The organism is Flagellimonas sp. CMM7 (genome assembly GCF_021390195.1).
Lineage (GTDB): Bacteria > Bacteroidota > Bacteroidia > Flavobacteriales > Flavobacteriaceae > Flagellimonas.
In genome coordinates this window covers 4,219,746-4,243,836 of record NZ_CP090003.1, presented here as the reverse complement: position 1 = coordinate 4,243,836, position 24,091 = coordinate 4,219,746, and the positions used below count along the sequence as shown (strand labels likewise).

Here is a 24,091-nt window from a genome sequence, read left to right as displayed (position 1 = left end):
GCTTACAATAACTAAGGTTTTTGTGTATTGATCACTCCATTTAATAATAGGTTTTACTGTGGAAAGATTAATACAAACAACAGTAAGCATAAAAAATAATTATAGACTTTTAAATCTTTCTGCTATTACGCGAGATATATTAATGGGACGTTACTTAAAAAGGATTTTCTCGGTATTGTTTTTTGTTTTTCTATTGAATGTGTCTGCGCAGTCTATAGAAAATGAAGAGGGAAGTACCTTAAAAGAGTTCCAAGATACCAATGGCCCCTCAAGCAGGTTCGATGTTTTTTTCAACTCCGTAAACAGATACAATGTCAACTCCGCCTATGATTGGTTAGATACAATCAAGGTATACCTTTCAAACGCGCAAAAGACCAACGATACTGTTGCCACCCGTCTTTATCAGGTTATGCAAACGCAGGTATACAATGATTTAGGGGAGTATGATAAGAGTATTGTTTTGGCAAAAGAGCTTTATGCGTCCAAAGATTCCTTGGACTCCAACTCAAAAAAGATTGTATTGGATGTATTGGATAGCAACTATGCCAATCTTAAACTATACGATAAGCAAATAGAAATTAGGAAGGAAAAACGAGAACTTGGCTTAACAGAAAATGTTGCTTTCTATGATATCTACAGTAATCTAGGATTGTACAGAAAAGCTAGAAACCAATATATAATGGAGGTTAAGCCTACCATTGCAGATAACGATTCTTACGGTCTAGCTAAATACCATAGCAAAGTTGGAAATTACTTGAGGTTGGATAACTCAGCCCCAACGGCCTTGAGCGAGCTAAAGAAAGCAAAAGCCTATTTGGATGTTTTTCTTAATGATATTTCAAAACAAAAGACAGAAGAGCAACTGTTTGAAAGTGACCTATTAAAAGCGGAAATTGAAGGAAACATTGGAAAATGTCATGTACTGTTGAATCAATATGAAGATGCCATCCCTTTGTTGGAAACCAGTATCGAAGTTTTAGTTACTTCCTCCAAAAATGTACACAATAGTGAAGTTATTGAGAATACCCTAAACCTTGCGGATGCCAATTTGCAATTAGAACGATTTTCCGCTGCAAAGAAAAGCTTGAATACTGATTTTGAAAACATAAGTACACTGCAAAACATTAAGCGTAATAGTTTACTGGCAGCGTATTATGATAAAGTTGAAAATTTTAAGAATGCTGCTACGTACTATAAGCGAAACGAGCGAATTAAAGATTCTCTTACCAAAACGCAATCTTCAATAATAAAACAACAATTGGTTACTATCGTTGCGAATGAGGACCTTGAGAATTCTCAGCGATTGATAGATGAACAAAAGCAAATAAATGAACTGGCGCGTAGCGAAATGAAAGCAAAGGATGAACGAATCAATTTGGTATTTATCTCTTTGATTTTTACCTTACTTGGTTTTGCTGGATTGGTCTATGCATATTTAAAAAGTATAAAGAACCAACGTTTAATAGCAGAGCAAAAACATATCATTGAGAATGCGCTCGTTGAAAAGGATTCTTTGCTCAAAGAGATTCACCACCGGGTGAAGAACAACCTGCAAATGGTTTCCAGTCTATTGAGCTTGCAAACTAAGAATACCCGAAGTAAGGCGGCTATTGTAGCATTGGAGGAAGGGAAGAGTAGAGTAAAGGCCATGGCACTTATCCATCAGAAATTGTATCAAAATGACGATTTATCGGTTATTGAAATGCAAGGTTATATAGAAAGCTTGATCAATAGCGTACAGTCTGTTTATAAAAAAGGAGGACATAATATTAGCATTACCATTGATGCAGAAGGCACTGAATTGGATATTGACAGAGCCATTCCATTTGGTTTGATTTTGAATGAATTGGTTTCAAACTCTTTCAAGTATGCTTTTCCTGAAAACGATGATAATGGAAAGATATACATCCACCTTCGTAAAAATGGAGAACAAGGATTTTTTGAATATACGGACAATGGTGTGGGACTTCCTGAGGATACCGATGAACGCACTCATTCCTCAATGGGTATTCGTTTAATGAATAGGTTGGTTAATCAACTTCAATCCAAATTGAATATTGACAAAGCAAGCGAAGGAGTTCGTTTTTGGTTTAATTTTAATTGATCATATTACCCAAGCTTTATTACTTCCTTTTCCCTTGTTAACTCCTTTGCAGTGTAAAGCTTATCATCTTCTATCCTTTAGATTCAAAAAAAAACTAAATTTGAAACCACTGGATGAAAGCTACCTATAAAAAGTACATTCTTAAATTTAAGACCCCCAGCGGAACCTCCCGTGGTGTAATGACAGAAAAAGAAACATGGTTTCTTGTTTTGAAAGATGGTGAACGGTATGGAATTGGCGAATGCGGTATTTTAAGAGGATTGAGCATCGATGATGTTCCGGGTTATGAATCCAAACTTTCCTGGGTTTGCGATAACATTCACTTGGGTAAAGAGAGATTGTTGGAAAGACTCATAGAATTCCCATCCATCCAATTTGGTTTGGAGCAAGCCTTTTTATCCTTCAATTCAGATAATGCTTTTGAGCTGTTCCCTTCAGAATTCACCAAAAACGAATCCCCGATCGCCATCAACGGTTTAATCTGGATGGGAGACGAATCCTTTATGCTCTCTCAATTAGAACAAAAGTTACATGACGGCTTTGGTTGCATTAAAATGAAGATTGGAGCCATAGATTTTCAAAAAGAACGTTCCATTTTAAAATCCATCAGAAAAATTTTCACTCCAGAAGAGATTGAACTTCGTGTTGATGCCAATGGTGCTTTTTCCAAAGAGAATGCATTGGACAAGCTAAAACAACTGTCAGAATACCATATTCACTCTATTGAACAGCCCATTAGACCTAACAACTGGCAGGCAATGGCAGCACTTTGTAAAGAGACTCCTTTGCCCATAGCTCTAGATGAGGAATTAATTGGCATCTTTACTGTAACAGAAAAAGAAAGATTGCTACAAACCATTCAGCCACAATACATTATTTTAAAACCTAGTTTGGTTGGCGGCTATGCTGGTTGTAACGAATGGATAGATTTGGCCAAAAAATTTGGTATTGGATGGTGGGTAACCAGTGCATTGGAAAGCAATATAGGGCTCAATGCCATTGCACAATGGACATATTCTTTAAAAACTCACATGCCGCAAGGTTTGGGTACAGGTAGTTTGTTTATCAATAATTTGGATAGCCCATTGGAGGTTGCCAATGGCAAACTAATCTACAGAAACAATAAACATTGGAAGACTAATTTAATAGAACATTTATGTATATAGAACAAGGGTATAAAGGCAATATTGGGTTATGGAAATACTTTATCATACCCGTATGCTTTATTGGCTTTATGGGACTCAATTATGTTGCAACGGTAACCTCTCCCGTCAGTGTGGAGGATGCCTTGCAACAAATGATAGAACAATTTGGCTCTAATTTAGTTTTGATTTTCCTTTTACTTCCTTTGGCTGTTGGCCTTATTGTTGTGCTCGGATGGACCTTCTTGGTTCACCAACAGTCTATAACATCATTGACCACGTCAAGAAAAAAAATAGATTGGAAACGAATCTTTTTTGCCTTCGGATTGTGGGGAGGGTTAACAATTTTGCTGACCTTGATAGATATATACTTTTCTCCAGATAGTTATGTGCTCAATTTTAATATGTCCAAGTTTATACCCTTGGCCATTATTGCCATTCTTCTGATTCCTTTGCAGACCAGTTTTGAAGAATACCTGTTTAGAGGACATATGATGCAGGGATTGGGTCTTTTGGTAAAAAACCGCTGGGTACCACTTGTAGTGACCTCTGTTCTTTTTGGGTTGATGCACATAGCAAATCCCGAAGTAGAAAAATTGGGATATGGTATTATGGTTTATTACATCGGAACCGGTTTTTTTCTGGGCATATTGACCTTAATGGATGAAGGACTGGAATTGGCACTTGGTTTTCATGCCGCCAACAATTTGATCACAGCGCTTTTGGTTACAGCAGATTGGACGGCTTTCCAGACAGATTCTATATACCGAGATATTTCTGAACCTATTTTAGGTTGGGATGCCTTGATTCCAGTATTTGTGTTTTTCCCCATTTTACTGTTCTTTTTTGCAAAAAAATACAAGTGGACCAATTGGAAGGATAAATTGTTTGGAACTGTTTTAACCAAGGAAGAATTTGTGGCAAAGAATGACAGTGAATCCCTCTTGGCATAACATACAGCCCGCATTTAGGTTAAACGGGGTTCATTATGAGTTTGATGAGCTATCTGAGATAGCATACAGTTTGGTGAAGGAAGGCGAGCCGTATGAAAAATCCATCGGAAACTTTTTGTTGGATTGGGTCAACGATAAACCTACGGTAGAAGTTTTTACTTCAGGATCTACAGGAAAACCTAAAAAAATCACACTGAAAAAGGAACATATGGTCAATTCGGCTATTGCTACTGGTAAGCATTTTAATCTTTATGCAGGAAATACAGCGCTGTTATGTCTTTCATGCTCTGGAATTGCAGGCAAAATGATGTTGGTCAGAGCTATGGTTTTAGGATTGGCACTGGACTATGTAACAACTTCATCAACTCCATTGGCAAATAGTAAAAAAACGTATGATTTTGCTGCAATGGTACCTCTACAGGTAGAAAATTCTCTGAAACAACTTGCACAAATGGGAACACTGATCATTGGGGGCGCTCCAATCACCAAAAGTTTAAAAAAGAAATTGGAAAAGGTTTCTAGTCGAGTTTTTGAAACCTATGGAATGACAGAGACTATTACCCATATTGCTGTAAAGAGAATCCACAAAAATAGTGTCAAGTCGAGCGCAGTCGAGACTTATTTTACAACATTACCAGAGATAACAGTTTCAACCGATCACAGAGATTGCTTAGTTATTTCGGCACCACATATTTCTGATGAAGATGTTGCTACCAATGATATTGTTGAATTAAACGGGGATAACCAGTTTAAATGGCTTGGAAGGTATGATTCAATTATTAATTCTGGTGGTGTAAAGCTGGTTCCAGAACAGATTGAGGCAAAACTAGGTTCGATAATATATTCTCGTTTTTTTGTCATTGGAATACCAGATGAAATCCTGGGGCAAAAATTGGTTTTACTTGTTGAAGATGAACAGGTATCAAAAACGGAACTGCTTCAAAAAATAAAAACGTTGAAGGAGCTTGATAAATATGAGATTCCAAAGGAAATTCATCTAGTAACATCCTTTATCGAAACGGAAAGCGGAAAGATAGATCGTAAAAAAACTTTACTTCAGATTGGTTAAGTTTTGTAAATTCAGACGATAAATTAACTTTCATGAAAAAAATTACCCTTTCCTTCCTTGTTCTATTTTCTGTTTTTACTCATTCACAACAAATTCTTCCAGAATCTGAGCGAGCTAGAGTAGTGGATGAAATTTTAGAAGAGCGTTTTAACACCTTGCTTTCCAAATTAATGGACGATACGGAAATTGATATGTGGGTAGTGATTTCTAGAGAATACAATGAGGATCCGGTTATAAAAACAATGCTTCCCGCAACCTGGTTAAATGCAAGAAGGAGAACAATTCTTTTGTTTTACAGGGATACTGCAAAGGGGACCATAGATAAATTGGCAGTAGCTAGATACAATGTTGGAAAAAGTATAGTGCCAGCTTGGGACAAGGAAAAAGAACCCAACCAATGGAAAAGACTCATGCAACTGATTGACGAACGGAATCCTAAAAAGATTGGGCTCAATTTTTCTAAAGATCATAACATTGCGGATGGACTGGATAAAACGGATTATGATGAATTCATGGCCAACCTTCCAAAAAAGTACCAATCCAAAGTAGTTTCTGCAGAACAGTTGGCGGTAAGATGGATTGAAACCAGAACACAGCAAGAAATGGTGCTATATGACCAATTGGTAGATATTACCCATGATATTATTGCTGAAGCTTTTTCAGAAAGAATAATAACAGCAGGAGTGACCACAACAACAGAAGTAGAGTGGTGGATGCGTCAAAAAGTTACGGATCTGGGGTTGGAGACATGGTTTCACCCCACAGTAGATGTGCAACGCACCAGTGAAGAACTTGTGGGCCATCTGTATTCATTTTCTGGTAGACCGGATGATTTAATTATTCAGCCAGGTGATTTGTTGCATTGTGATTTTGGAATCACCTATTTAAGGCTGAACACTGATTGCCAAGAACTGGCCTATGTTTTAAAACCCAACGAAAAAGAAGCACCAGCATTCTTGGTGAACGCTCTAAAAGATGGCAACCGCGTTCAAGATTTCTTGACAACAAATATGATAAAAGGAAGGACTGGAAATGAAATCCTGGCCAAAGCGCTGCAAGATGCCAAAGATGTTGGTTTACGACCAGCAATCTATACGCACCCTTTGGGAACCTATGGGCACTCTGCCGGCACTACCATAGGCATGTGGGACTCTCAAGGAGGGGTAATGAAGGATGATGGAGAGAACTATCCGTTAAATCCAAATACCGTGTATGCTATTGAATTAAATGCTACGGTCAATATTCCAGAATGGAAAAGGGATATCCGCATTATGCTGGAAGAAGCGGGATTTTATGGGGAAGATGGCTTTAGGTATGTAAATGGAAGGCAAACGGAGTTGTTACTTATTCCAAGAGTAAAACTACATTTAGGACATTAAATTCTTATGTTTTCTCGGCATCATTGTTAGTATATAGGGTTTATTCCTTAACTTTTAAAGTTGAATTAAATCTCGCTGCTATGCGTAAAATAGTATTCCTATTTTTTTTATCGCTCACCTCAATTATTTTTTCACAAGAAGAGATTAAAAAAATCCGTGGAATTGTTACAGATGGATTTGGACCTTTGCAAAATGTAAATATCCTGGTAAAAGGAACGGACGTGGGAATAAAAACAGATAAGCTGGGTAAATACAGCATATTTGCGAACGAAGGGCAAACCTTGGTATATAGTTATGTGGGAAAGCTACCTGTAGAAATTATCATTGAAGATGTTACGGAGTTTTTAAATATTGTATTGTATGATAAGGTGGAAGAACTGGAGGGTGTAACCGTAACAAAAAGAAAGCGTAAGAGCCAAAAAGACCTGCTTAATGAATATAACGAAAACAAAAACCTGATTAAGACGGGATTTGGCATACTGGATAAAGAACGAATAGGGTTTTCATTAAGAATTATTGATACGGACGACTTAAATCCTGCTGCAATTGATTTTGTTACTGCACTTGAAAATAGAGTGCCAGGCATAAAAGTAGATAGGTCTGATCCAACCCGACCTAAGGTTTTTTTGCCAAGAAAATTTAATTCAATGGAAAATGGAAGACCGGCTGCTTTTGAAGTTGATGGTTTAGTTACAGCGGATGCTCCAATCTACATTCCGTTGGAAAGCATGGAACGTATTGCAGTAATAAATACGCCTATTGGCCTTACAAGATATGGAAGTATTGCAGCAGGTGGGTTGGTTGTTATAAATACAAAGGTTGCAAATTTTGGCAGGCGAGAGCCTGGAACAGACAAACCCTATGATCAAGCAAGGCTACGGGATAATTTTTTTAAAGAGGGGAGTACAGTCAAGAATGGGCAACTATCCAAATCAAAATATCTCAATGAATTATTATTGGCCAGTAACAAAGAAGAGGCAAAGAACATATTTGAAGAACAGGAAAAACAACTTTCCAATTCACCTTACTTTTATCTGGATGCTTTTTCATTTTTTAAAAATGAATTTGATGACAAGGACATCCGAAAGGAAATAGTGGAAAAAATTGCAGAAGAATTTGCAACAGACCCAACCATACTTAAAGCATTTGCATATAAACTGGATGAAATTGGTGATTTTAAATGGGCCGCTGAAATTTATAAAAAAGTGTTCATTCTAAGACCGCATTATGCGCAGTCTTATATGGATTTAGCCAATAACTATCGCGATTTAAATGATATGGATAACGCAGCCAGGCTTTATGCTCGATATAATTATTTAGTTGACAAATCATTTTTCAAGAGCTCTGAGTCGTTCTCACCAATACTAAAAAAAGAGTTTAACAACCTCCTTGTACACCATAGTACAATTTTAAGTAGCAAAACATTTTTAAAAACGGAAGAAGAATTTAAAGGTACACGTTTGGTTTTTGAATGGAACAATGGTGAAGCCGAATTCGAACTACAATTTGTAAATCCAGAGAGACAATATTTTACGTGGAACCATACCATGTTGGACAATCCTGAAAGGATACAGGATGAAAAAGGCCAGGGCTTTTCATGCCAAGAATATTTAATCTATGAACCTGAAAAAGGAAAATGGAATGTAAATGTGAAGTATTTGGGGAACAAGAGTCTAACTCCCACCTTTTTAAAAGCCACAGTCTACTACAATTTTGGCTCTACTGAGCAACGCAAGGAAACAAAAGTCTTTAAATTAGAAACCAAAAATGTTAATCAAGCGCTGTTTCAAATCAATAACGGGTTGTCCATTTCTTTGAATTAAAATAGAAAAAGGAACAATTACTTATTTCTAGAATTAAGGAATATTTAGGAAACTAAAATCGTCTTTATATTTTTCTTTTAGTAATTTAAGGAAGTAATTGTCACTATATCAGTTAATTGATATGATAACTAAACTTAAAGCTATGAAAAAACACTTCACTTTTATCGCGTCCTTTTTTATGATTTTCTCTGGTTTTGCAACAGAACGTTTAATAAGCGGGAAGGTTACAAATGGTGGAAGTCCTATGCCAAATGTTCAAATTCAAGTAGTGAACCAAGGTGTTGCATCCAATTCTAATGCGGATGGTAGCTATAAGATTGTAGCCAGTACCGGCGACATGTTATTTTACAATGCCGAAGGAATGGAATCATTACAGATACGTGTAGAAGATGTAACAAAAACTTTGAATGTAGTGATGTTTCCCAGAGTGGAGAAATTAGAAAATGTAACGGTCACAAGAAATAGACGTAACAGTCAAAAAGAATTAGAAATGGATTATCATCACAATCCAAATATCATCAAAACAGCCTTTGGGTATTTAAACAAGGAAAAGACCTCTTATTCCCTGAGAATGATGGACGCTGAAGACTTTTTACCTGGGGAATATAATTTTGAGAATGTGCTTAGAGGAAGATTTGCGGGTGTAAGAGTATCTACGGGAATGGGTTTTGGTGGAGGAAATACGGTTGGAGGTGCTAGAGCAGTTTTCTTACGAAGTGGTTGGCCTGCGGTTTTCGATATAGATGGTCAGGTGTTTACAGATTTTCCAGATTTTATTGATGTTCAGAATATTGATCGTATTGCTATTATACCATCCGCCGTTGGAACCGTACGATACGGAAATTTGGCCAAAGGAGGAGTGGTGGTGATTAACACCAAAACAGGCACAACGATTCCGAAGGATAAAAACGGCCTATATCTTGATAGAATGAGGCTTCGCAACAATACATATGATGGCACTGCGCTTACGAAGGAAAAAGTAATGAATAATGCGCCTACTTATTTAAAAGAACTGCAAGGCTCCAGTACTTTTGAAGCGGCAAAAGCCTCATTTGAGGAGCATTCAAAAAAATATTCCAGTTCTCCATATTTTGTATTGGATTCCTATCAATATTTTTATGAGAAGTGGAACCAAAAAGACTATGCTGATACGATAATCAAAAATGGGTATGTCTTGTTCCAAGACAATGCAGTGCTTTTAAAAGCACTGGCTTATATATATGAATCACAAAAGAGATATGACTTGGCTCATGAAGCCTTTAGAAATGCATTTATTCTGCGCCCTCAGTATAGACAATCATATTTAGATCTTGCAAAAAGCAACAGGAATCTTAACAACGCAAAAAGAGCAGCAGTGCTTTATGCGCGCTATTTTCATTTATTGGATGAAGGTTTAATGGAAACAGATACCAGTAGTTTTTCAAGAATTATCAACCGCGAATTCAATAATCTTCTTACATTGGAAAAGACAGATATGATCAAGAGTCCTACCAATATGAAAATGGAAATGGATGATGAAGATTTTGACAATACCCGTTTGATGCTGGAGTGGAATGATAGCGAGGCTGAGTTTGAACTTCAATTTGTAAATCCAGATAATCAATATTATACATGGAAACATAGCCTTCAAGAAAATGCCAAAACCATTGGTCAAGAAAAAGATTTTGGGTATTCTTGTGCGGAATATTTGATAGATAATTCTTTATCGGGAAACTGGAAGGTCAACGTAAAGTATTTGGGAAATAAAAGCTTAACGCCAACCTATTTAAAAGCTATAGTGTATCATAATTATGGTTCAAAACTACAACGAAAAGAAGTGAAGGTATTTAAACTGGGAACAAAAAATGTAAACCAAGCGCTATTCCGTATAAATAAAGGAGCATCAATATCCTTAAATTGAAAATGAAGCAACTAAAATTACAATTCTTCCTACTGGCCTTTGGTATTTGTGTAGTTGGTTTTACTCAAGAAAATAAAAATGTTACAATATGTTGGGATGTATCTCTATCCATGAAAAACAGAGATATTGACAAGGAATATTACTTTTTGGATGCCTATTTTAAAACAATTCAAAATGCTGATGTGACCCTACTTACATTTAGCAATCAGGTTATTTCCAAAAATGACTTTACAGTTGCCTCGGGTAATTGGTCTGGGATAAAAGAAAATCTAAATACCATTAAGTATGACGGAGCTACTTCTTATGAGGAGTTGGGTGCTTATGCAGATAAGGGAGAGGTTCTTTTGTTTACAGATGGAAAGCAGAATACAAGTAGCTCTTCACCAAGTTTTGAGGGAGAATTGTACATCATAAATAGCAATCAAGATTTTGATAGGGCTAGTTTAAACCTTTTGTCCATTGTTAATAATGGAAACTTGGTAGACCTGTTGGATAAATCAAACGCAAAGACTTCTAAGCAAAATCAAAAAGAATATTCAGGAAAAATATACAATGGAACCCAAGGCTTGGCTTCCGCTAAAATTTATATTAAAAGTTTTCCTGCAGAACAGGTTTCATCTGATATCCAAGGTAATTTTAAAATAAAAGGAGCAGTAGGCGATACTTTAGTGGTGTCGTACGGAAACAAAGTGACCGAGCATCCATTAGATAATAATTTTGCACTTAATTTTTCATTTGAAGAAAGTGGAATACAATTGGATGAAGTTATTGTAACTGAGAAAGTACCAGTGCAAGAAGAGGAAATTACCACGGCATATGGTAAAGAAAATAAAGACAAAATAGGCTATGCAGTGCAATCCATATCAGATGAGGAAATTGCTCCGGTTTCCACTACGGTCAATAATGCTGTGCAAGGAAAATTTTCTGGTGTTAGTTTAGGACAGAATGAAGATTTAAGTGAAGTAAAAATGCGTCCTAGCAATTCTATTCTTGGAAATAACTATGGCTTGATCGTTGTTGATGGCGTTCCTATGGAAAGATCAAATTCGGCCACTGGAGAGATTGCGGATACCAGTTTTATTGACCCTCAGAACATAGCAAGTATTACGGTATTAAAGGGACTTTCCGCCACAAACAGATATGGTAGTGAAGGAGCCAACGGGGTTCTTCTGATTACTACAAAAACCGCCACGTTTGATGGTCCAAGAAAGCAAAAAAAGGACTTAGCTCGTTTAACGAATAACGTATATGACGGCAAGATTAAAGTAAACAGTAAGACTTTGGTTACGCCATATTTAAAAGAGTTGAAAAAAGGAAAAAATCTTCAAGAAGCTTACGATATCTATCTTGACCAAAGAAACAAGTATTGGAATACTTCGGAATATTTACTGGATGTTTACGGATTCTTCTATGCTTCAAACCGAGAAGTTGCAGAACGAATTTTATCCAATGTCCTAGAAAAAAAAGATACCAGTTATGAAGAACTAAGAGGAATGTTCTTGAAATCCGAAGAAAGCCGGAACCATAAAATGGCACTATTGGCAGCAAATAAGATGTTGGAGACATTTCCAAATAAAATTCAGCCTTATTTTGATGTGGCCATGGCCAATAAAAATTCAGGAAATTACCAGAGTGCCTTAGATATGTTCAATAACATTGCTAATGGAAAGGCTAATGCCAAACTAAACTTTGGTAGTTTGGAAAAGGTAGTTGGAACAGAAATAAGAAATTTGATCAATAAGGAGCGAAAGAACCTTGATATCAAAAAAGTGAATCAGAAGTACTTGAACAATCTCACCTATAATGCGAGATTGATGCTAGATTGGAACAACCCTGATGCGGAATTTGTAGTTCAATTTGTGAATCCCCAAAAACGCTTTTTTAATTGGGAGCATACAGATACAAGTGACAAAAAGAGAATTTTGGATGAGTTGCAGCACGGTTTTGCCAATGAACAGTTTGAAATTGTAGGCGCAGACACAAAGGGAGATTGGATATTGAACGTTACCTACCTTGGCAATAGAACCAGTGGCAATAAAGCGCCAACTTTTCTAAAATGTACTGTACAATACAATTTTGGAAAGCCCAACCAGACTAGTGAGGAACACCTAGTTCGTCTTCAGGATACGGATGATGAACAACAATTGGCCAAATTCACCGTACAATAGCTATACTTGTAAAACGCCCATATTAAATGGCTTTTCAATGGGTGAATGGTTAGCTGCTTCAATACCCATAGAAATCCATTTTCTTGTTTCCAATGGATCTATAATGGCATCCGTCCAGATGCGAGAAGCAGCATAGTATGGTGAAATCTGATTATCATAACGTTGCTTAATTTTATCGAACAACGCTTTCTCTTTTTCAGCATCTAGGGTCTCTCCATTTTTCTCCAACGACGCTTTTTCAATTTGTAATAGAACCTTAGCAGCGGAATTTCCACTCATAACAGCAAGCTCTGCACTAGGCCAGGCTACAATTAATCTTGGGTCATAGGCCTTTCCGCACATGGCATAATTCCCTGCTCCATAACTATTTCCAATAACTATGGTGAATTTAGGAACCACCGAATTGCTCACAGCGTTTACCATTTTAGCACCGTCTTTTATAATACCACCATGTTCACTTTTGCTACCTACCATAAAACCGGTAACATCCTGTAAAAAAACCAAGGGGATTTTCTTTTGATTGCAGTTTGCAATAAACCTAGTGGCCTTATCTGCAGAATCTGAATAGATAACCCCACCAAACTGCATTTCTCCCTTTTTGGTTTTGACCACTTTTCTTTGATTGGCTACAATACCGACTGCCCAGCCATTAATACGAGCATAACCCGTTAGAATGGTCTTTCCAAAACCTTCTTTGTATTGTTCAAATTCAGAGTTATCCACAAGCCTTTTTATAATTTCCAACATATCATACTGATCCCCTCTTGATGCTGGTAGAATGCCATAAATGTCCTTTGGATTTTCAATAGGGCTTTTTGCTTCAATTCTGTTGAAACCGGCCTTATCAAAATCTCCAATCTTACCAATGATATTTTTTATTTTATCTAAAGCATCCTTATCATCCTTGGTTTTATAATCAATTACCCCACTAATCTCTGAATGGGTAGTGGCGCCACCTAGGGTTTCGTTATCAATACTTTCGCCAATAGCCGCTTTAACCAAGTAGCTACCTGCTAAAAAGATACTACCTGTCTTATCCACAATAAGCGCTTCATCACTCATAATGGGCAAGTACGCACCACCAGCAACACAACTTCCCATTACAGCAGAAATCTGTGTTATTCCCATACTGCTCATTATGGCATTGTTTCTAAAAATTCTACCAAAATGTTCTTTGTCAGGAAAGATTTCATCCTGCATGGGGAGGTAGACACCCGCACTATCCACTAAGTAGATTATAGGTAGTTTGTTTTCAATGGAAATCTCTTGGGCTCGTAAATTTTTCTTTCCGGTTATGGGAAACCAAGCACCAGCCTTAACTGTGGCATCATTGGCCACAACAATACATTGCTTACCTTGAATGTATCCAATTTTTACAACTACCCCTGCAGATGGACAACCACCATGTTCTTCATACATGCCATCTCCTGCAAAAGCACCAATTTCAATAGCATCGGTATCTTTATCCAAAAGGTAGTCAATTCGCTCACGAGCAGTCATCTTGCCTTTGGCATGATGTTTTTCTATACGTTTTTTACCTCCGCCTAACTTGACTTCTGTCAACCTTTTTCTAAGCTCTGAGAGTTTTAATTTATTGTGATCTTCGTTTTTATTGAAGTTGATATCCATAATTTTTAACCCAATTTCATCTTGTTGGTTAAAGATAAGGAGTTATAATCATTACTTTTGATTACATATGAAAAGTAAAATTAAATGGGGAATTATTGGCCCTGGAAACATTGCCGAAAAATTTGCTTCGAGCTTGCAACTTGTTGAAGATGCTGAAATTTCTGCGGTAGCCTCTAGAACTTTAGACAAGGCACAAAAATTTGCTGATGAATATGCCATTGAAAATGTATTTGGTAGCTATGAAGAACTCTTTGAATCTGACACGACAGACATTGTTTATATTGCCACACCACATAACTTTCATAAAGATTTAGCAATTAGAGCCATGCAGTCTGGCAAACATGTGCTTTGCGAGAAACCACTGGGCATCAACAAACCTGAAGTTGTAGAACTTATTGAAGTTGCAAAGCAAAACAAGGTTTTTCTAATGGAAGGATTGTGGTCTAGGTTTAACCCATCTATAAAAAAAGTAAAAGGTTTAGTTGATGAAGGTGCTATAGGAAAGGTATCCTATTTACATGCAGATTTTGCTTTTTATGCTTTGGATAGGGCCGTGGATTCAAGGTTGTTAAATCCCAATTTAGCCTCAGGTTCAATATTGGATATTGGAATTTACCCCATTTTTTTAGCGTATCTAATTTTAGGAAAACCTCAGAAAATTTTTGCTTCTTCCAATTTTCATTCAAATGGTACCGAATTGCAGACATCAATGATTTTTCAATATGAAAATGCACAGGCAGTATTGTATAGTGGTTTAACAAGTAAATCAGAAATGAAAGCTGAAATTTCTGGCAGTGAGGGAGAACTGTTCTTAAGCCCCAGATGGCATGAAGCTGATGGATATACCTTGGTGAAGAATGAAGAACTCCAAAAAGTTGACATTCCAAGACAAGGAAATGGATTTATTTATGAGATAGAAGAAGTACATAAATGCCTTAATGCCAAAAAACTACAGAGCGACTTATGGACACATCAGAATAGTTTGGATTTAGCTGAATTATTGGATACAGTACGTGAAAAAGCTGGAGTGAAATTTCCATTTGAAACATAAACTACGTTTAAGCCACTATGGTTATATCAATTTTTACGATATTTGATTTTCTACTGAACTAACTATATGGGAATGAATAAAAATACAGTGCTCGCTTGGGCTACATGGATAATGATTTTTGTGGGTATGGGAATGATAGCATTGGGCGCTTTTAAATACGATGAAGTTGCTGGCTATGGGTTTGCTGCCGTAGGTGTTGGTTTCTTTGCAATTGCATGGGTTTTTAATGCACTTAAAGGTAGAGTATAGCTTCCCTTTTTCTTAACTTAAAAATTACTTGATGTCAGACGATAAAAAGGTCATTTTTTCAATGTCCGGTGTTACAAAGACGTTTAAAACAGCTAACACCCCAGTATTAAAGAATATTTATTTAAGTTTTTTTTATGGAGCCAAAATTGGGATTTTGGGTCTCAACGGTTCTGGTAAATCTACGCTGCTAAAGATTATAGCGGGGATAGACAAAAATTATCAAGGCGATGTGGTTTTCTCTCCTGGCTACTCTGTTGGTTATTTAGAGCAAGAGCCGCAACTGGATGATGAAAAAACCGTATTGGAAGTGGTTAAGGAAGGCGTTGGAGAAACAGTCGCTATTCTTGATGAGTACAATAAAATCAACGATATGTTCGGTTTGCCCGAAGTATATGAGGATGCAGATAAAATGCAGAAGTTGATGGATAAGCAAGCAATACTTCAAGATAAGATTGATGCATCCAATGCATGGGAATTGGATACTAAGCTTGAAATAGCCATGGATGCGCTACGTACACCAGATTCTGACAAGAAGATTGGAGTGTTGTCCGGAGGTGAAAAGAGAAGGGTGGCACTTTGTAGGTTATTGTTGAAAGAACCAGATGTCTTGCTTTTGGATGAACCTACCAACCATTTGGATGCGGAATCTGTACATTGGTTAGAGCATCATTTGGCACAATATAAAGGCACCGTAATTGCGGTAACGCACGACCGTTATTTTCTGGACAATGTAGCGGGATGGATTTTGGAACTGGATAGGGGAGAAGGTATTCCTTGGAAAGGGAATTACTCAAGCTGGTTGGATCAAAAGTCCAAACGACTTGCTCAAGAAAGTAAACAAGCCTCAAAACGTCAGAAAACTTTGGAACGTGAGCTAGAATGGGTTAGACAAGGAGCCAAAGGAAGACAAACCAAACAGAAAGCACGTTTAAAGAATTATGACAAGCTTTTAAGCCAGGATCAAAAGCAGTTAGAAGAAAAATTGGAAATCTATATTCCAAATGGACCAAGGTTGGGTACGAACGTAATTGAATCCAAAGGGGTAAGTAAAGCCTATGGGGATAAATTACTTTATGAAGATTTAAGCTTTAATCTTCCGCAGGCTGGTATTGTTGGAATTATTGGGCCCAATGGTGCTGGTAAAACCACCATATTTAGAATGATAATGGGAGAGGAAACTCCTGATAAGGGCGAATTTGTTGTAGGTGACACGGCCAAACTGGCATATGTAGATCAAAGCCATTCCAATATAGATCCAAATAAGACAATTTGGGAGAACTTTAGCGATGGCCAGGAATTAGTTATGATGGGAGGGAAGCAGGTAAACTCAAGGGCATACTTAAGTCGCTTTAATTTTTCGGGAAGTGAGCAGAACAAAAAAGTAAACATGCTTTCTGGGGGTGAACGGAATAGACTGCATTTAGCTATGACTCTAAAGGAAGAAGGAAATGTATTGCTGTTGGATGAGCCTACCAACGATTTGGATGTTAATACGTTACGAGCTTTAGAAGAAGGATTGGAAAATTTTGCTGGTTGTGCTGTTATTATCTCTCACGATAGGTGGTTTCTAGATAGAATATGTACTCATATTTTAGCATTTGAAGGTGATTCTCAAGTATACTTCTTTGAAGGTTCTTTCTCAGATTATGAAGAAAACAAAAAGAAACGCTTGGGAACAGATATCATGCCCAAGCGTATTAAGTACAAAAAACTTATTCGTTAAATAGAATTTAGTTTTCTTTTTCAAATGCTTTTAACCCTTCTTCAAGCAGCTTCTTAGCGTTTTGTAAGTAAGCTTTTTGATGGAATGCTAAACTATTAGGGTCATTTTGATTTTCCGATGAATCATGGTCAAAGGATTTTGATAGCAAAATCATTTGCTGAATTGCCTTTTCCGTTGATGTCAACTTATCTTTAGCGTGCTTATCAAAAACGGTTATCATTTCCATTTCCATGGAAGTTTGCTCACTTTCTTTCGCATCTGAATATGCCTCATGTTCAAGAGAACTATCTGCACTGTCCTCAACTACAGCGGTTATGCCTAAAGTACATTCGTCGAGAATAGTGATTAACTCATTGATGATGGCAATGGATTTTTTAGAGAAATAACGTCCAGCATCCCAGTCCACTGGTGATGTGGCTTTGTTTAAACTTTCAATGGCGTCTAAGGTTTTGTCCTCAGATTTGGCACAACTGCATTCCTCCATGAAAGATTTTGATTTTTCCAGAGCGATCATAGCTCTTTCAGCATAATACATCTGATGCTCAAAATTGGTCGCAGTCAAGGCTTTTTTGGAATGGCTAAGGCCATAGGTGACTTTTGCATAAAAATTGTCACATTGATTGGAAAAACTAGTGTTTACAGCAAAAATAAATGCAAATGCAAACAAAACATAGGATTTGGGAGCCATGGTTTAGTATTGATTTGGGTTGATTCACTATCATAAACGACAATAATCCATCAATATTTCATTATATTAAAAATCATCATTGGGATACCAATCCAATTGTACCACCTTTATGGCAGAATCTCCTTTGGTTACAATTTCCTTGAACTTTATTACATCGCTCACATTTGGGCGTCCTCTATAATGATATGGGTATACTTCTTTCGGCTTAAATTCGAGAACAGCATCGGCAGCACTAGCCACTGTCATGGTATATGGGAGATTCATGCAGATAAAGGCTTTATCAATATTTTGCAATGCTCTCATTTCGGGAATATCCTCTGTATCTCCGGAAAAATAGATACGTTGCCCACCCACATTCAGTACATATCCATTTCCTCGTCCTTTGGTGTGAAACTTTAAAGCTTCTGTTCTTAGATTGTACATGGGGATAGCTTCGACCGTTATTCCGTAACGTTCTTTGGAATCTCCATTATTTAAAACATCAATTTGAGGAGTAAATTCTTCAGGTATCTTATCCGCAACTGCTTGTGGAACCATAATCTTAGCTTTTGAAGTGTTCAGTTCTTGTAGTGTTTCCAAACTAAAATGATCACCATGAATGTCCGTGATTAATATTAAATCGGGTTGTTTTTGATTCTCAAAAACCTTTTTTCCACCTACTGGATCAATATATATGGTAATCCCTTTCCATTCTAAAACGGCAGTGGCATGTTCTATTGGAATGATTTTTAAGGTACTAATTGCATCTTCTTTAGGGGTAACTTGGTCTTTTTGAGCCTTAATTTCCTTGCATCCAAGCACTAAGAGGAGATTAAAAGCAATTAAAAAATATTTTTTTTTCATAACGGATAAGTTTGTTAGCCCTTTAAAATTAATACTTTCAATATACTGATGGTTATTTTTTTAACATTATTTAATCCTTAATAATCCAAAATAAAAACTCTAGCGTATATAAACAGAACACAATTGATTTAATACACTTTAAACGCAAGATCAATTAATTTAAAAGTTATGACTGAAACAAAAAGTAACAACGGATTAAAGGTAATAGCTGGTTTACTAGGTGTGGTTCTTTTAGGAACTATCATTTATACAGTAAGCCTTTACCAAGATAAGAAAAAGACCACTACCGCACTTACTCAAGAAAAGGAGTTGGTTGTTGAAGATTTGAATAGCTTGAAGTCAGAATATGACAAAGCCATTTTAGAAAGTAACGCTACTAATGAAGAATTGGTTGCTGCTAGAGATAATATTGCAAAATACATTGATTCTGTCCAAGGTATGAAAGCTGATATTGCTTCACTTTCTAGATACAGAAGACAAGTTAGTGTTCTTAAAAAGGAGAGAGAATCGTTGTTAAAGCAAGTTGATTCTTTAACTAGCTCAAACACATTATTGGCTATGCAAAGAGACAGCACTTTTGTTGAACTTGAAAAGCAAACTGTATTTAACGATTCTTTGGTTGTACAAAACACTCAATTGGCAGATGCTGTTGAAAGAGGTTCTGCATTAAGCCTTTCTACTTTTACTGTTGATGCAGTAAGAGAGAGAAACAGTGGAAAATTGGTTTCTACTTCAAGAGCTAAATCTACTGACAAATTCAAAGTATGTTTTACAATTGCCGATAACGTAATTGCTGAGGCTGGAGATAGAGAATTCTTTATTGAAGTTCTTGACCCACAAGGTAACGTATTGGGAGATAGCTTTTCTAAGTCTAGCGAAGAAGGTGCTTCTATTACTTACAGCAAAGGAACTAACTTCTACTACGAAAACAGTTCTTTAGATGTTTGTGATTACATCAACAAGCCTGCTTCAGATTTCCAAAAAGGAAACTACATGGTAAATGTATATGACAACGGTCTAAAATTATTGGGAACTTCTAAGTTCGCATTAAAATAATACACACTATCCGTATTTTATAAAAAAGCCCGGTTCGTTATGAATCGGGCTTTTTTTATTCATTTTGGGAGGTTTCTATTTCAAACTACCAACCATATCTTCTGGTTTTACCCATTCATCATATTCTTCTGGAGTAACGTAACCTAGGTTTACCGCTTCTTCGCGTAATGTTGTTCCATTTTTGTGTGCTGTATTGGCAATCTCGGCAGCTTTGTAATATCCAATTTTGGTGTTTAAGGCAGTAACTAACATCAAGGAATTGTTTAAAAGTGTTTTAATCACTTCATGATTAGGTTCAATACCACTGGCACAATTCACATCAAAGCTAACACAGGCATCGCCTATAAGTTGGGCAGATTGTAAAATATTGGAAGCCATCATCGGTTTAAAAACATTAAGCTCATAATGCCCTTGGGTACCACCAACTGCAATAGCAACATCATTCCCTATAACTTGGGCACAGACCATGGTCATGGCCTCACACTGTGTTGGATTTACTTTACCGGGCATAATGGAACTGCCCGGTTCATTGGCAGGGATTATGATTTCTCCGATTCCTGAACGAGGTCCAGAGGCCATCATACGGATATCATTGGCAATTTTGTTCAGTGAAACCGCCAATTGTTTTAGCGCACCATGACTTTCAACTATAGCATCATGAGCGGCAAGGGCTTCAAATTTGTTATGAGCAGTTATAAAAGGTTGGTTGGTAAACTCGGCAATGTATTTTGCCACCAGCACATCATACCCCTTGGGTGTGTTTAAACCTGTTCCAACAGCCGTTCCACCCAAAGCCAATTCGCTAAGGTGTTCCAAGGTGTTTTTTAAAGCTTTTAATCCATGGTCCAATTGCGATACATAGCCTGAGAATTCTTGGCCCAAGGTTAGCGGAGTGGCATCCATTAAATGGGTACGTCCAATCTTAACCACATCTTTAAACTCTTGCGACTTTTTATACAGTGTATTTCGTAGTTGTTCAACACCAGGTATAGTAACTTCTACTATCTTTTTATATGCAGCAATGTGCATTCCCGTTGGGAAGGTATCATTGGAAGATTGGCTTTTATTAACATCATCATTGGGTTGAATGGTCTTTTCACCCTCACCTATTTTCTTACCGGCAATCTCATGTGCACGATTGGCAACGACCTCATTTACGTTCATATTGCTCTGCGTACCGGAACCGGTTTGCCATATCACCAATGGAAACTGGTCATCGTGCTTCCCTTCCAAAATTTCATCGCAGACCTGTGCAATCAAATCTCGTTTTTCCACGGCAAGCACCCCAAGCTCGTGATTGGTGTATGCCGCGGCCTTTTTTAAGTAGGCAAAACCGTAAACCACATCTAAAGGCATGGAAGCGGGAGCGCCAATTTTAAAATTGTTACGGGATCGCTCGGTCTGTGCGCCCCAATATTTATCTGAAGGTACTTGTACCTCGCCCATGGTATCTTTCTCTATTCTAAAGCTCATTTTCTAAGTTTTATCACTACAAAGGTAAGCCTTAGGCGTTTTATACCCCAAAGGATTTTTGGTGTATCCCTAGCAGTTGGTGCTTCTTTAACTAAACTGTAAAAAAAACGGCATAGAACAAAACCCCCAGAAAAACTAAGGTTTTTCTGTAATGGGTTTTGTGTTAAAAATGATAATTTCACTGTTCTCCCCAAAATTACTTACGAATCTAGTTTTTATGGACCCAATGGCCTAAACTAATTTTGTGCTATTGGTATGTCAAAAACAATTAGGATTGGAATGGATATATCTTTTGCCCGTACGGGCATTTTGTATACTACCTACTTATTTATGAGTTGTACACAATTAAAAACTAAAAATGAGTAAAAAAGCAATTATTGAAATTATTAAACTCAATCAACTAATAAGCGAAGGTCTTGAAAATGGAACTTTTTCTCATTCAAATTATAGTACAACTGTTAAACCATTAATTCAAGAATTCAAAAAAGAATACGGTAAAACTCCCAATCTATACTTAAAGGAGTATCTTATAGATTTTGACAATAAACTAAGTAGTCCCTATACGCTTGCTAATTATCAGCACTATGATTTATTGATTAAAATTTGCAAATACATTTTTGAAGAATCTACTATAGATGAATCAAATGGTGAATTTGTTTTCAAAGATTTTACAAGAGATGATAAGAAAATGGCTAGATTATTTGAATCTTTTCTATTTAATTTTTATTCAGAAGAGTTGTTTTCTTGCGAAGTAATGAGAGAAACTATAAAATGGGATATGCTACCCATAAACAACTCAAATGAATCTTTTTTACCTAAGATGTTTACTGACATTTCAATTCACACTAGCCAAAATCAAAAAATAATAATAGATGCAAAATATTATTCTAAAACTTTGGTAACTCATTTTGAAAGTGAATCATTTCACTCAGCAAACTTATATCAACTTTTTAGTTATTTAGTGAACCAACGACATAAACGAAATGGAGAGAATTGTATAGGTGTTTTAATATATCCACTTGTAGATAAGGAATTACATGAAGAATATAAACATGGTAATCATTTGATAATTGTGAAAACAATTGACCTAGATGTGCCTTGGAAAATTATTAAAAAAGAACTTTTGAATTTGATTTTAAATATAAAAACAGTGCACAACAATGTGTATGGTGCATAGCTACCCTTCGGGATAGCTACGACACCATACACGAGACCGTTACCCACAAGCTGAAAAATATGACTGAAATAGAAACCCAAATAGATAATATTACAAAAGACATTAAGCTATATTCCTCTAATGCTATAAGCGGAGCAACATTTTTAGGTGGACCTTTAGCGGCTGGATATTTGATTAGTGAAAATTTTAAGGCTTTAGATAAACCCGATGAGGGACGTAAATCTTTAATAATTGGAATCTTAGCTACAATTGTCCTTTTCGGAGGAATATTCATGCTTCCCGAAAAAATTGCTGATAAAATTCCAAGACAAATAATCCCGCTCATTTATACTGGTATTATTTGGGGAATTGTAGAATGGAAACAAGGCGAAACCTTGAAAGCTCATAAAGAAAATGGAAATTCATTCTTTTCTGGATGGAAAGCTGCCGGAATTGGACTGATTTCACTACTAATAATCGGAATAGGAATATTTGGTTATGCTTACATTGAATCAAGCAATCCTGCTTATGAAATTTATGACACAAAAATTGCTGAATTCTCAAAAAACGAAAATGAATCATTGACTTTTTACGACAATATTGATTCTAAAAGTAATTCTACCTTGCTATCTGAATTAGATAATAAGGTTATACCCAAATGGAAAAGTAACATTCAACTAATTAATGAATTAAATAGTTTAGATGGCTTATCATCTGACTTGCTTGACCAAAATAAGGCTCTATTAAAATATTCAGAATTTAGGCTTGAAGCATTTTTATTAATCAGAAAAGCAGTATCTGAAGAGACAGATAAATACGATAGTCAATTGAATATGTTGAACATAAAAATTGATAACGAATTAAAAAAACTGAATTGAAAGCCAGAAGGTAACAACGGCTATAAGTAACCAGCCCAACAAATAGGTCTGGTTAGATTAAGTGCTAACTCATGTAATCTTACATGTTTTATAGAAAAAAGACAACCTTCCTATATTGAATAAGCAGCCACCATTGTTCTTTTGGTTTTTGTGTACCTTCGATTCAACAAAAGAAAAATCCACCGCCATTTAGACTGTAGCTCTTTTGTTAATGGTAATCCTGAAAAAAAATCAACAAATTAAAAAACACACATGTTTATTATAAATCTCACCTACAAAACTGAACTGGAAAAAGTGGATCAATTTTTAAACGAGCATATTGAATTTCTGAATGAGCAATACGCATTGGGAAATTTTCTAGCTTCTGGTCGGAAAATCCCAAGGACTGGCGGAATAATACTGTCCAATGTTGGAAATGGGTTGGAGCTGAAAAAAATTATTGAAAAAGACCCTTTCAAGAAAAATGAACTGGCAGATTATGAAATAATAGAATTTGTTCCGAGTATAACTTGTGAGGAACTCAAATTTTTAATGGAATAAAAAAGGAACCAAACTTTTTTTAACCAGAGACTTGTTTTTTTATAGCAATTCAAAGTATCTTTGTTAAACAAAAGGAAAAAGTAATGTTTGATTTTGACCAGTATTTAGGTTTTTTAGCTTTTTTAACCATTCTGACCATCGGTTTTTGGTTAATGATTTTCTTATTGACTTTTGTAGTGCCTTACTGGTTGTTCGGCAACTTGATAGAAATGTACAAAGAAAAACGCGAGGCTAAAAAGGCCAAGCGAAATGAATAAAAAAAGAGGC

General features: G+C 36.4%; 20 protein-coding genes. 16 read left to right on the top strand and 4 right to left on the bottom strand.

Annotated features, from left to right (window positions below; genetic code table 11):
- Window positions 1-58 precede the first annotated feature (58 nt).
- From LV704_RS19240 to LV704_RS19205, 8 genes are all read left to right on the top strand, one after another.
- Window positions 59-2,104 carry a sensor histidine kinase gene (locus LV704_RS19240; protein ID WP_233782091.1) on the top strand — a complete coding sequence of 682 codons (2,046 nt, stop codon included), beginning with the start codon at window positions 59-61 and terminating at the stop codon, window positions 2,102-2,104.
- A 113-nt stretch (window positions 2,105-2,217) separates the two neighbouring features.
- Complete coding sequence (locus tag LV704_RS19235) at window positions 2,218-3,270, top strand: o-succinylbenzoate synthase (RefSeq protein WP_163422062.1); 1,053 nt, start codon at window positions 2,218-2,220, stop codon at window positions 3,268-3,270.
- The gene (locus LV704_RS19230) at window positions 3,261-4,199 is read left to right on the top strand and encodes a CPBP family intramembrane glutamic endopeptidase (protein ID WP_163422063.1); all 939 of its coding nucleotides are present in this window, start codon (window positions 3,261-3,263) and stop codon (window positions 4,197-4,199) included. Before LV704_RS19235 ends, LV704_RS19230 begins: the two co-directional genes overlap by 10 nt.
- On the top strand, window positions 4,174-5,268 hold the full coding sequence (locus tag LV704_RS19225) for an AMP-binding protein (protein WP_163422064.1): 1,095 nt from the start codon (window positions 4,174-4,176) through the stop codon (window positions 5,266-5,268). The genes LV704_RS19230 and LV704_RS19225 overlap by 26 nt, the downstream gene beginning before the upstream one ends.
- Before the next feature lie 32 nt (window positions 5,269-5,300).
- On the top strand, window positions 5,301-6,647 hold the full coding sequence (locus tag LV704_RS19220) for a M24 family metallopeptidase (RefSeq protein ID WP_163422065.1): 1,347 nt from the start codon (window positions 5,301-5,303) through the stop codon (window positions 6,645-6,647).
- A gap of 80 nt (window positions 6,648-6,727) precedes the next feature.
- The gene (locus LV704_RS19215; RefSeq protein WP_163422066.1) at window positions 6,728-8,470 is read left to right on the top strand and encodes a carboxypeptidase-like regulatory domain-containing protein; all 1,743 of its coding nucleotides are present in this window, start codon (window positions 6,728-6,730) and stop codon (window positions 8,468-8,470) included.
- A 142-nt stretch (window positions 8,471-8,612) separates the two neighbouring features.
- A complete protein-coding gene (locus LV704_RS19210; RefSeq protein ID WP_163422067.1) occupies window positions 8,613-10,370 on the top strand; it encodes a hypothetical protein in 1,758 nt (585 codons plus the stop codon).
- Window positions 10,371-10,372: 2 nt separating this feature from the next.
- Window positions 10,373-12,538, top strand: a complete 2,166-nt coding sequence (locus LV704_RS19205; RefSeq protein ID WP_163422068.1) for a TonB-dependent receptor plug domain-containing protein — start codon at window positions 10,373-10,375, stop codon at window positions 12,536-12,538.
- On the opposite strand, the gene LV704_RS19200 is transcribed toward LV704_RS19205, so the two are convergent.
- A complete protein-coding gene (locus LV704_RS19200) occupies window positions 12,539-14,167 on the bottom strand; it encodes an acyl-CoA carboxylase subunit beta (RefSeq protein WP_163422069.1) in 1,629 nt (542 codons plus the stop codon). It lies immediately after the preceding gene.
- A gap of 67 nt (window positions 14,168-14,234) precedes the next feature.
- On the opposite strand from LV704_RS19200, the gene LV704_RS19195 reads away from it, so the two are divergent.
- The 3 genes from LV704_RS19195 (at window position 14,235) to ettA (ending at window position 17,190) form a co-directional block, all read left to right on the top strand.
- Window positions 14,235-15,218 carry a Gfo/Idh/MocA family protein gene (locus LV704_RS19195; protein WP_163422070.1) on the top strand — a complete coding sequence of 328 codons (984 nt, stop codon included), beginning with the start codon at window positions 14,235-14,237 and terminating at the stop codon, window positions 15,216-15,218.
- A 72-nt stretch (window positions 15,219-15,290) separates the two neighbouring features.
- Complete coding sequence (locus LV704_RS19190) at window positions 15,291-15,467, top strand: CAL67264 family membrane protein (protein WP_233782090.1); 177 nt, start codon at window positions 15,291-15,293, stop codon at window positions 15,465-15,467.
- Window positions 15,468-15,498: 31 nt separating this feature from the next.
- On the top strand, window positions 15,499-17,190 hold the full coding sequence (ettA, locus tag LV704_RS19185; protein WP_163422071.1) for an energy-dependent translational throttle protein EttA: 1,692 nt from the start codon (window positions 15,499-15,501) through the stop codon (window positions 17,188-17,190).
- Between the two features lie 7 nt (window positions 17,191-17,197).
- Here ettA and LV704_RS19180 read toward each other — a convergent pair whose 3' ends face one another.
- Both LV704_RS19180 and LV704_RS19175 read right to left on the bottom strand, forming a co-directional pair.
- Window positions 17,198-17,878, bottom strand: a complete 681-nt coding sequence (locus tag LV704_RS19180; protein WP_163422072.1) for a hypothetical protein — start codon at window positions 17,876-17,878, stop codon at window positions 17,198-17,200.
- 66 nt (window positions 17,879-17,944) lie between these two features.
- On the bottom strand, window positions 17,945-18,721 hold the full coding sequence (locus LV704_RS19175; RefSeq protein WP_163422073.1) for an MBL fold metallo-hydrolase: 777 nt from the start codon (window positions 18,719-18,721) through the stop codon (window positions 17,945-17,947).
- Window positions 18,722-18,889: 168 nt separating this feature from the next.
- Between LV704_RS19175 and LV704_RS19170 the strand changes: the two genes are divergently transcribed.
- Window positions 18,890-19,777 carry a hypothetical protein gene (locus LV704_RS19170; RefSeq protein ID WP_163422074.1) on the top strand — a complete coding sequence of 296 codons (888 nt, stop codon included), beginning with the start codon at window positions 18,890-18,892 and terminating at the stop codon, window positions 19,775-19,777.
- 75 nt (window positions 19,778-19,852) lie between these two features.
- Here LV704_RS19170 and fumC read toward each other — a convergent pair whose 3' ends face one another.
- Window positions 19,853-21,250 (bottom strand): class II fumarate hydratase, encoded by a 1,398-nt coding sequence (gene fumC / locus LV704_RS19165; RefSeq protein WP_163422075.1) that lies wholly within the window; start codon window positions 21,248-21,250, stop codon window positions 19,853-19,855.
- Window positions 21,251-21,608: 358 nt separating this feature from the next.
- On the opposite strand from fumC, the gene LV704_RS19160 reads away from it, so the two are divergent.
- The 4 genes from LV704_RS19160 to LV704_RS19145 all read left to right on the top strand — a co-directional run bounded on the left by LV704_RS19160 (window position 21,609) and on the right by LV704_RS19145 (window position 24,081).
- The gene (locus LV704_RS19160; protein WP_163422076.1) at window positions 21,609-22,427 is read left to right on the top strand and encodes a hypothetical protein; all 819 of its coding nucleotides are present in this window, start codon (window positions 21,609-21,611) and stop codon (window positions 22,425-22,427) included.
- 59 nt (window positions 22,428-22,486) lie between these two features.
- Window positions 22,487-23,284, top strand: a complete 798-nt coding sequence (locus LV704_RS19155) for a hypothetical protein (RefSeq protein ID WP_163422077.1) — start codon at window positions 22,487-22,489, stop codon at window positions 23,282-23,284.
- Window positions 23,285-23,536: 252 nt separating this feature from the next.
- On the top strand, window positions 23,537-23,824 hold the full coding sequence (locus LV704_RS19150) for a YciI family protein (RefSeq protein ID WP_163422078.1): 288 nt from the start codon (window positions 23,537-23,539) through the stop codon (window positions 23,822-23,824).
- An 83-nt stretch (window positions 23,825-23,907) separates the two neighbouring features.
- Window positions 23,908-24,081: a hypothetical protein gene (locus LV704_RS19145; RefSeq protein ID WP_163422079.1), complete on the top strand. Its 174-nt coding sequence runs from the start codon at window positions 23,908-23,910 to the stop codon at window positions 24,079-24,081.
- Window positions 24,082-24,091 lie beyond the last annotated feature (10 nt).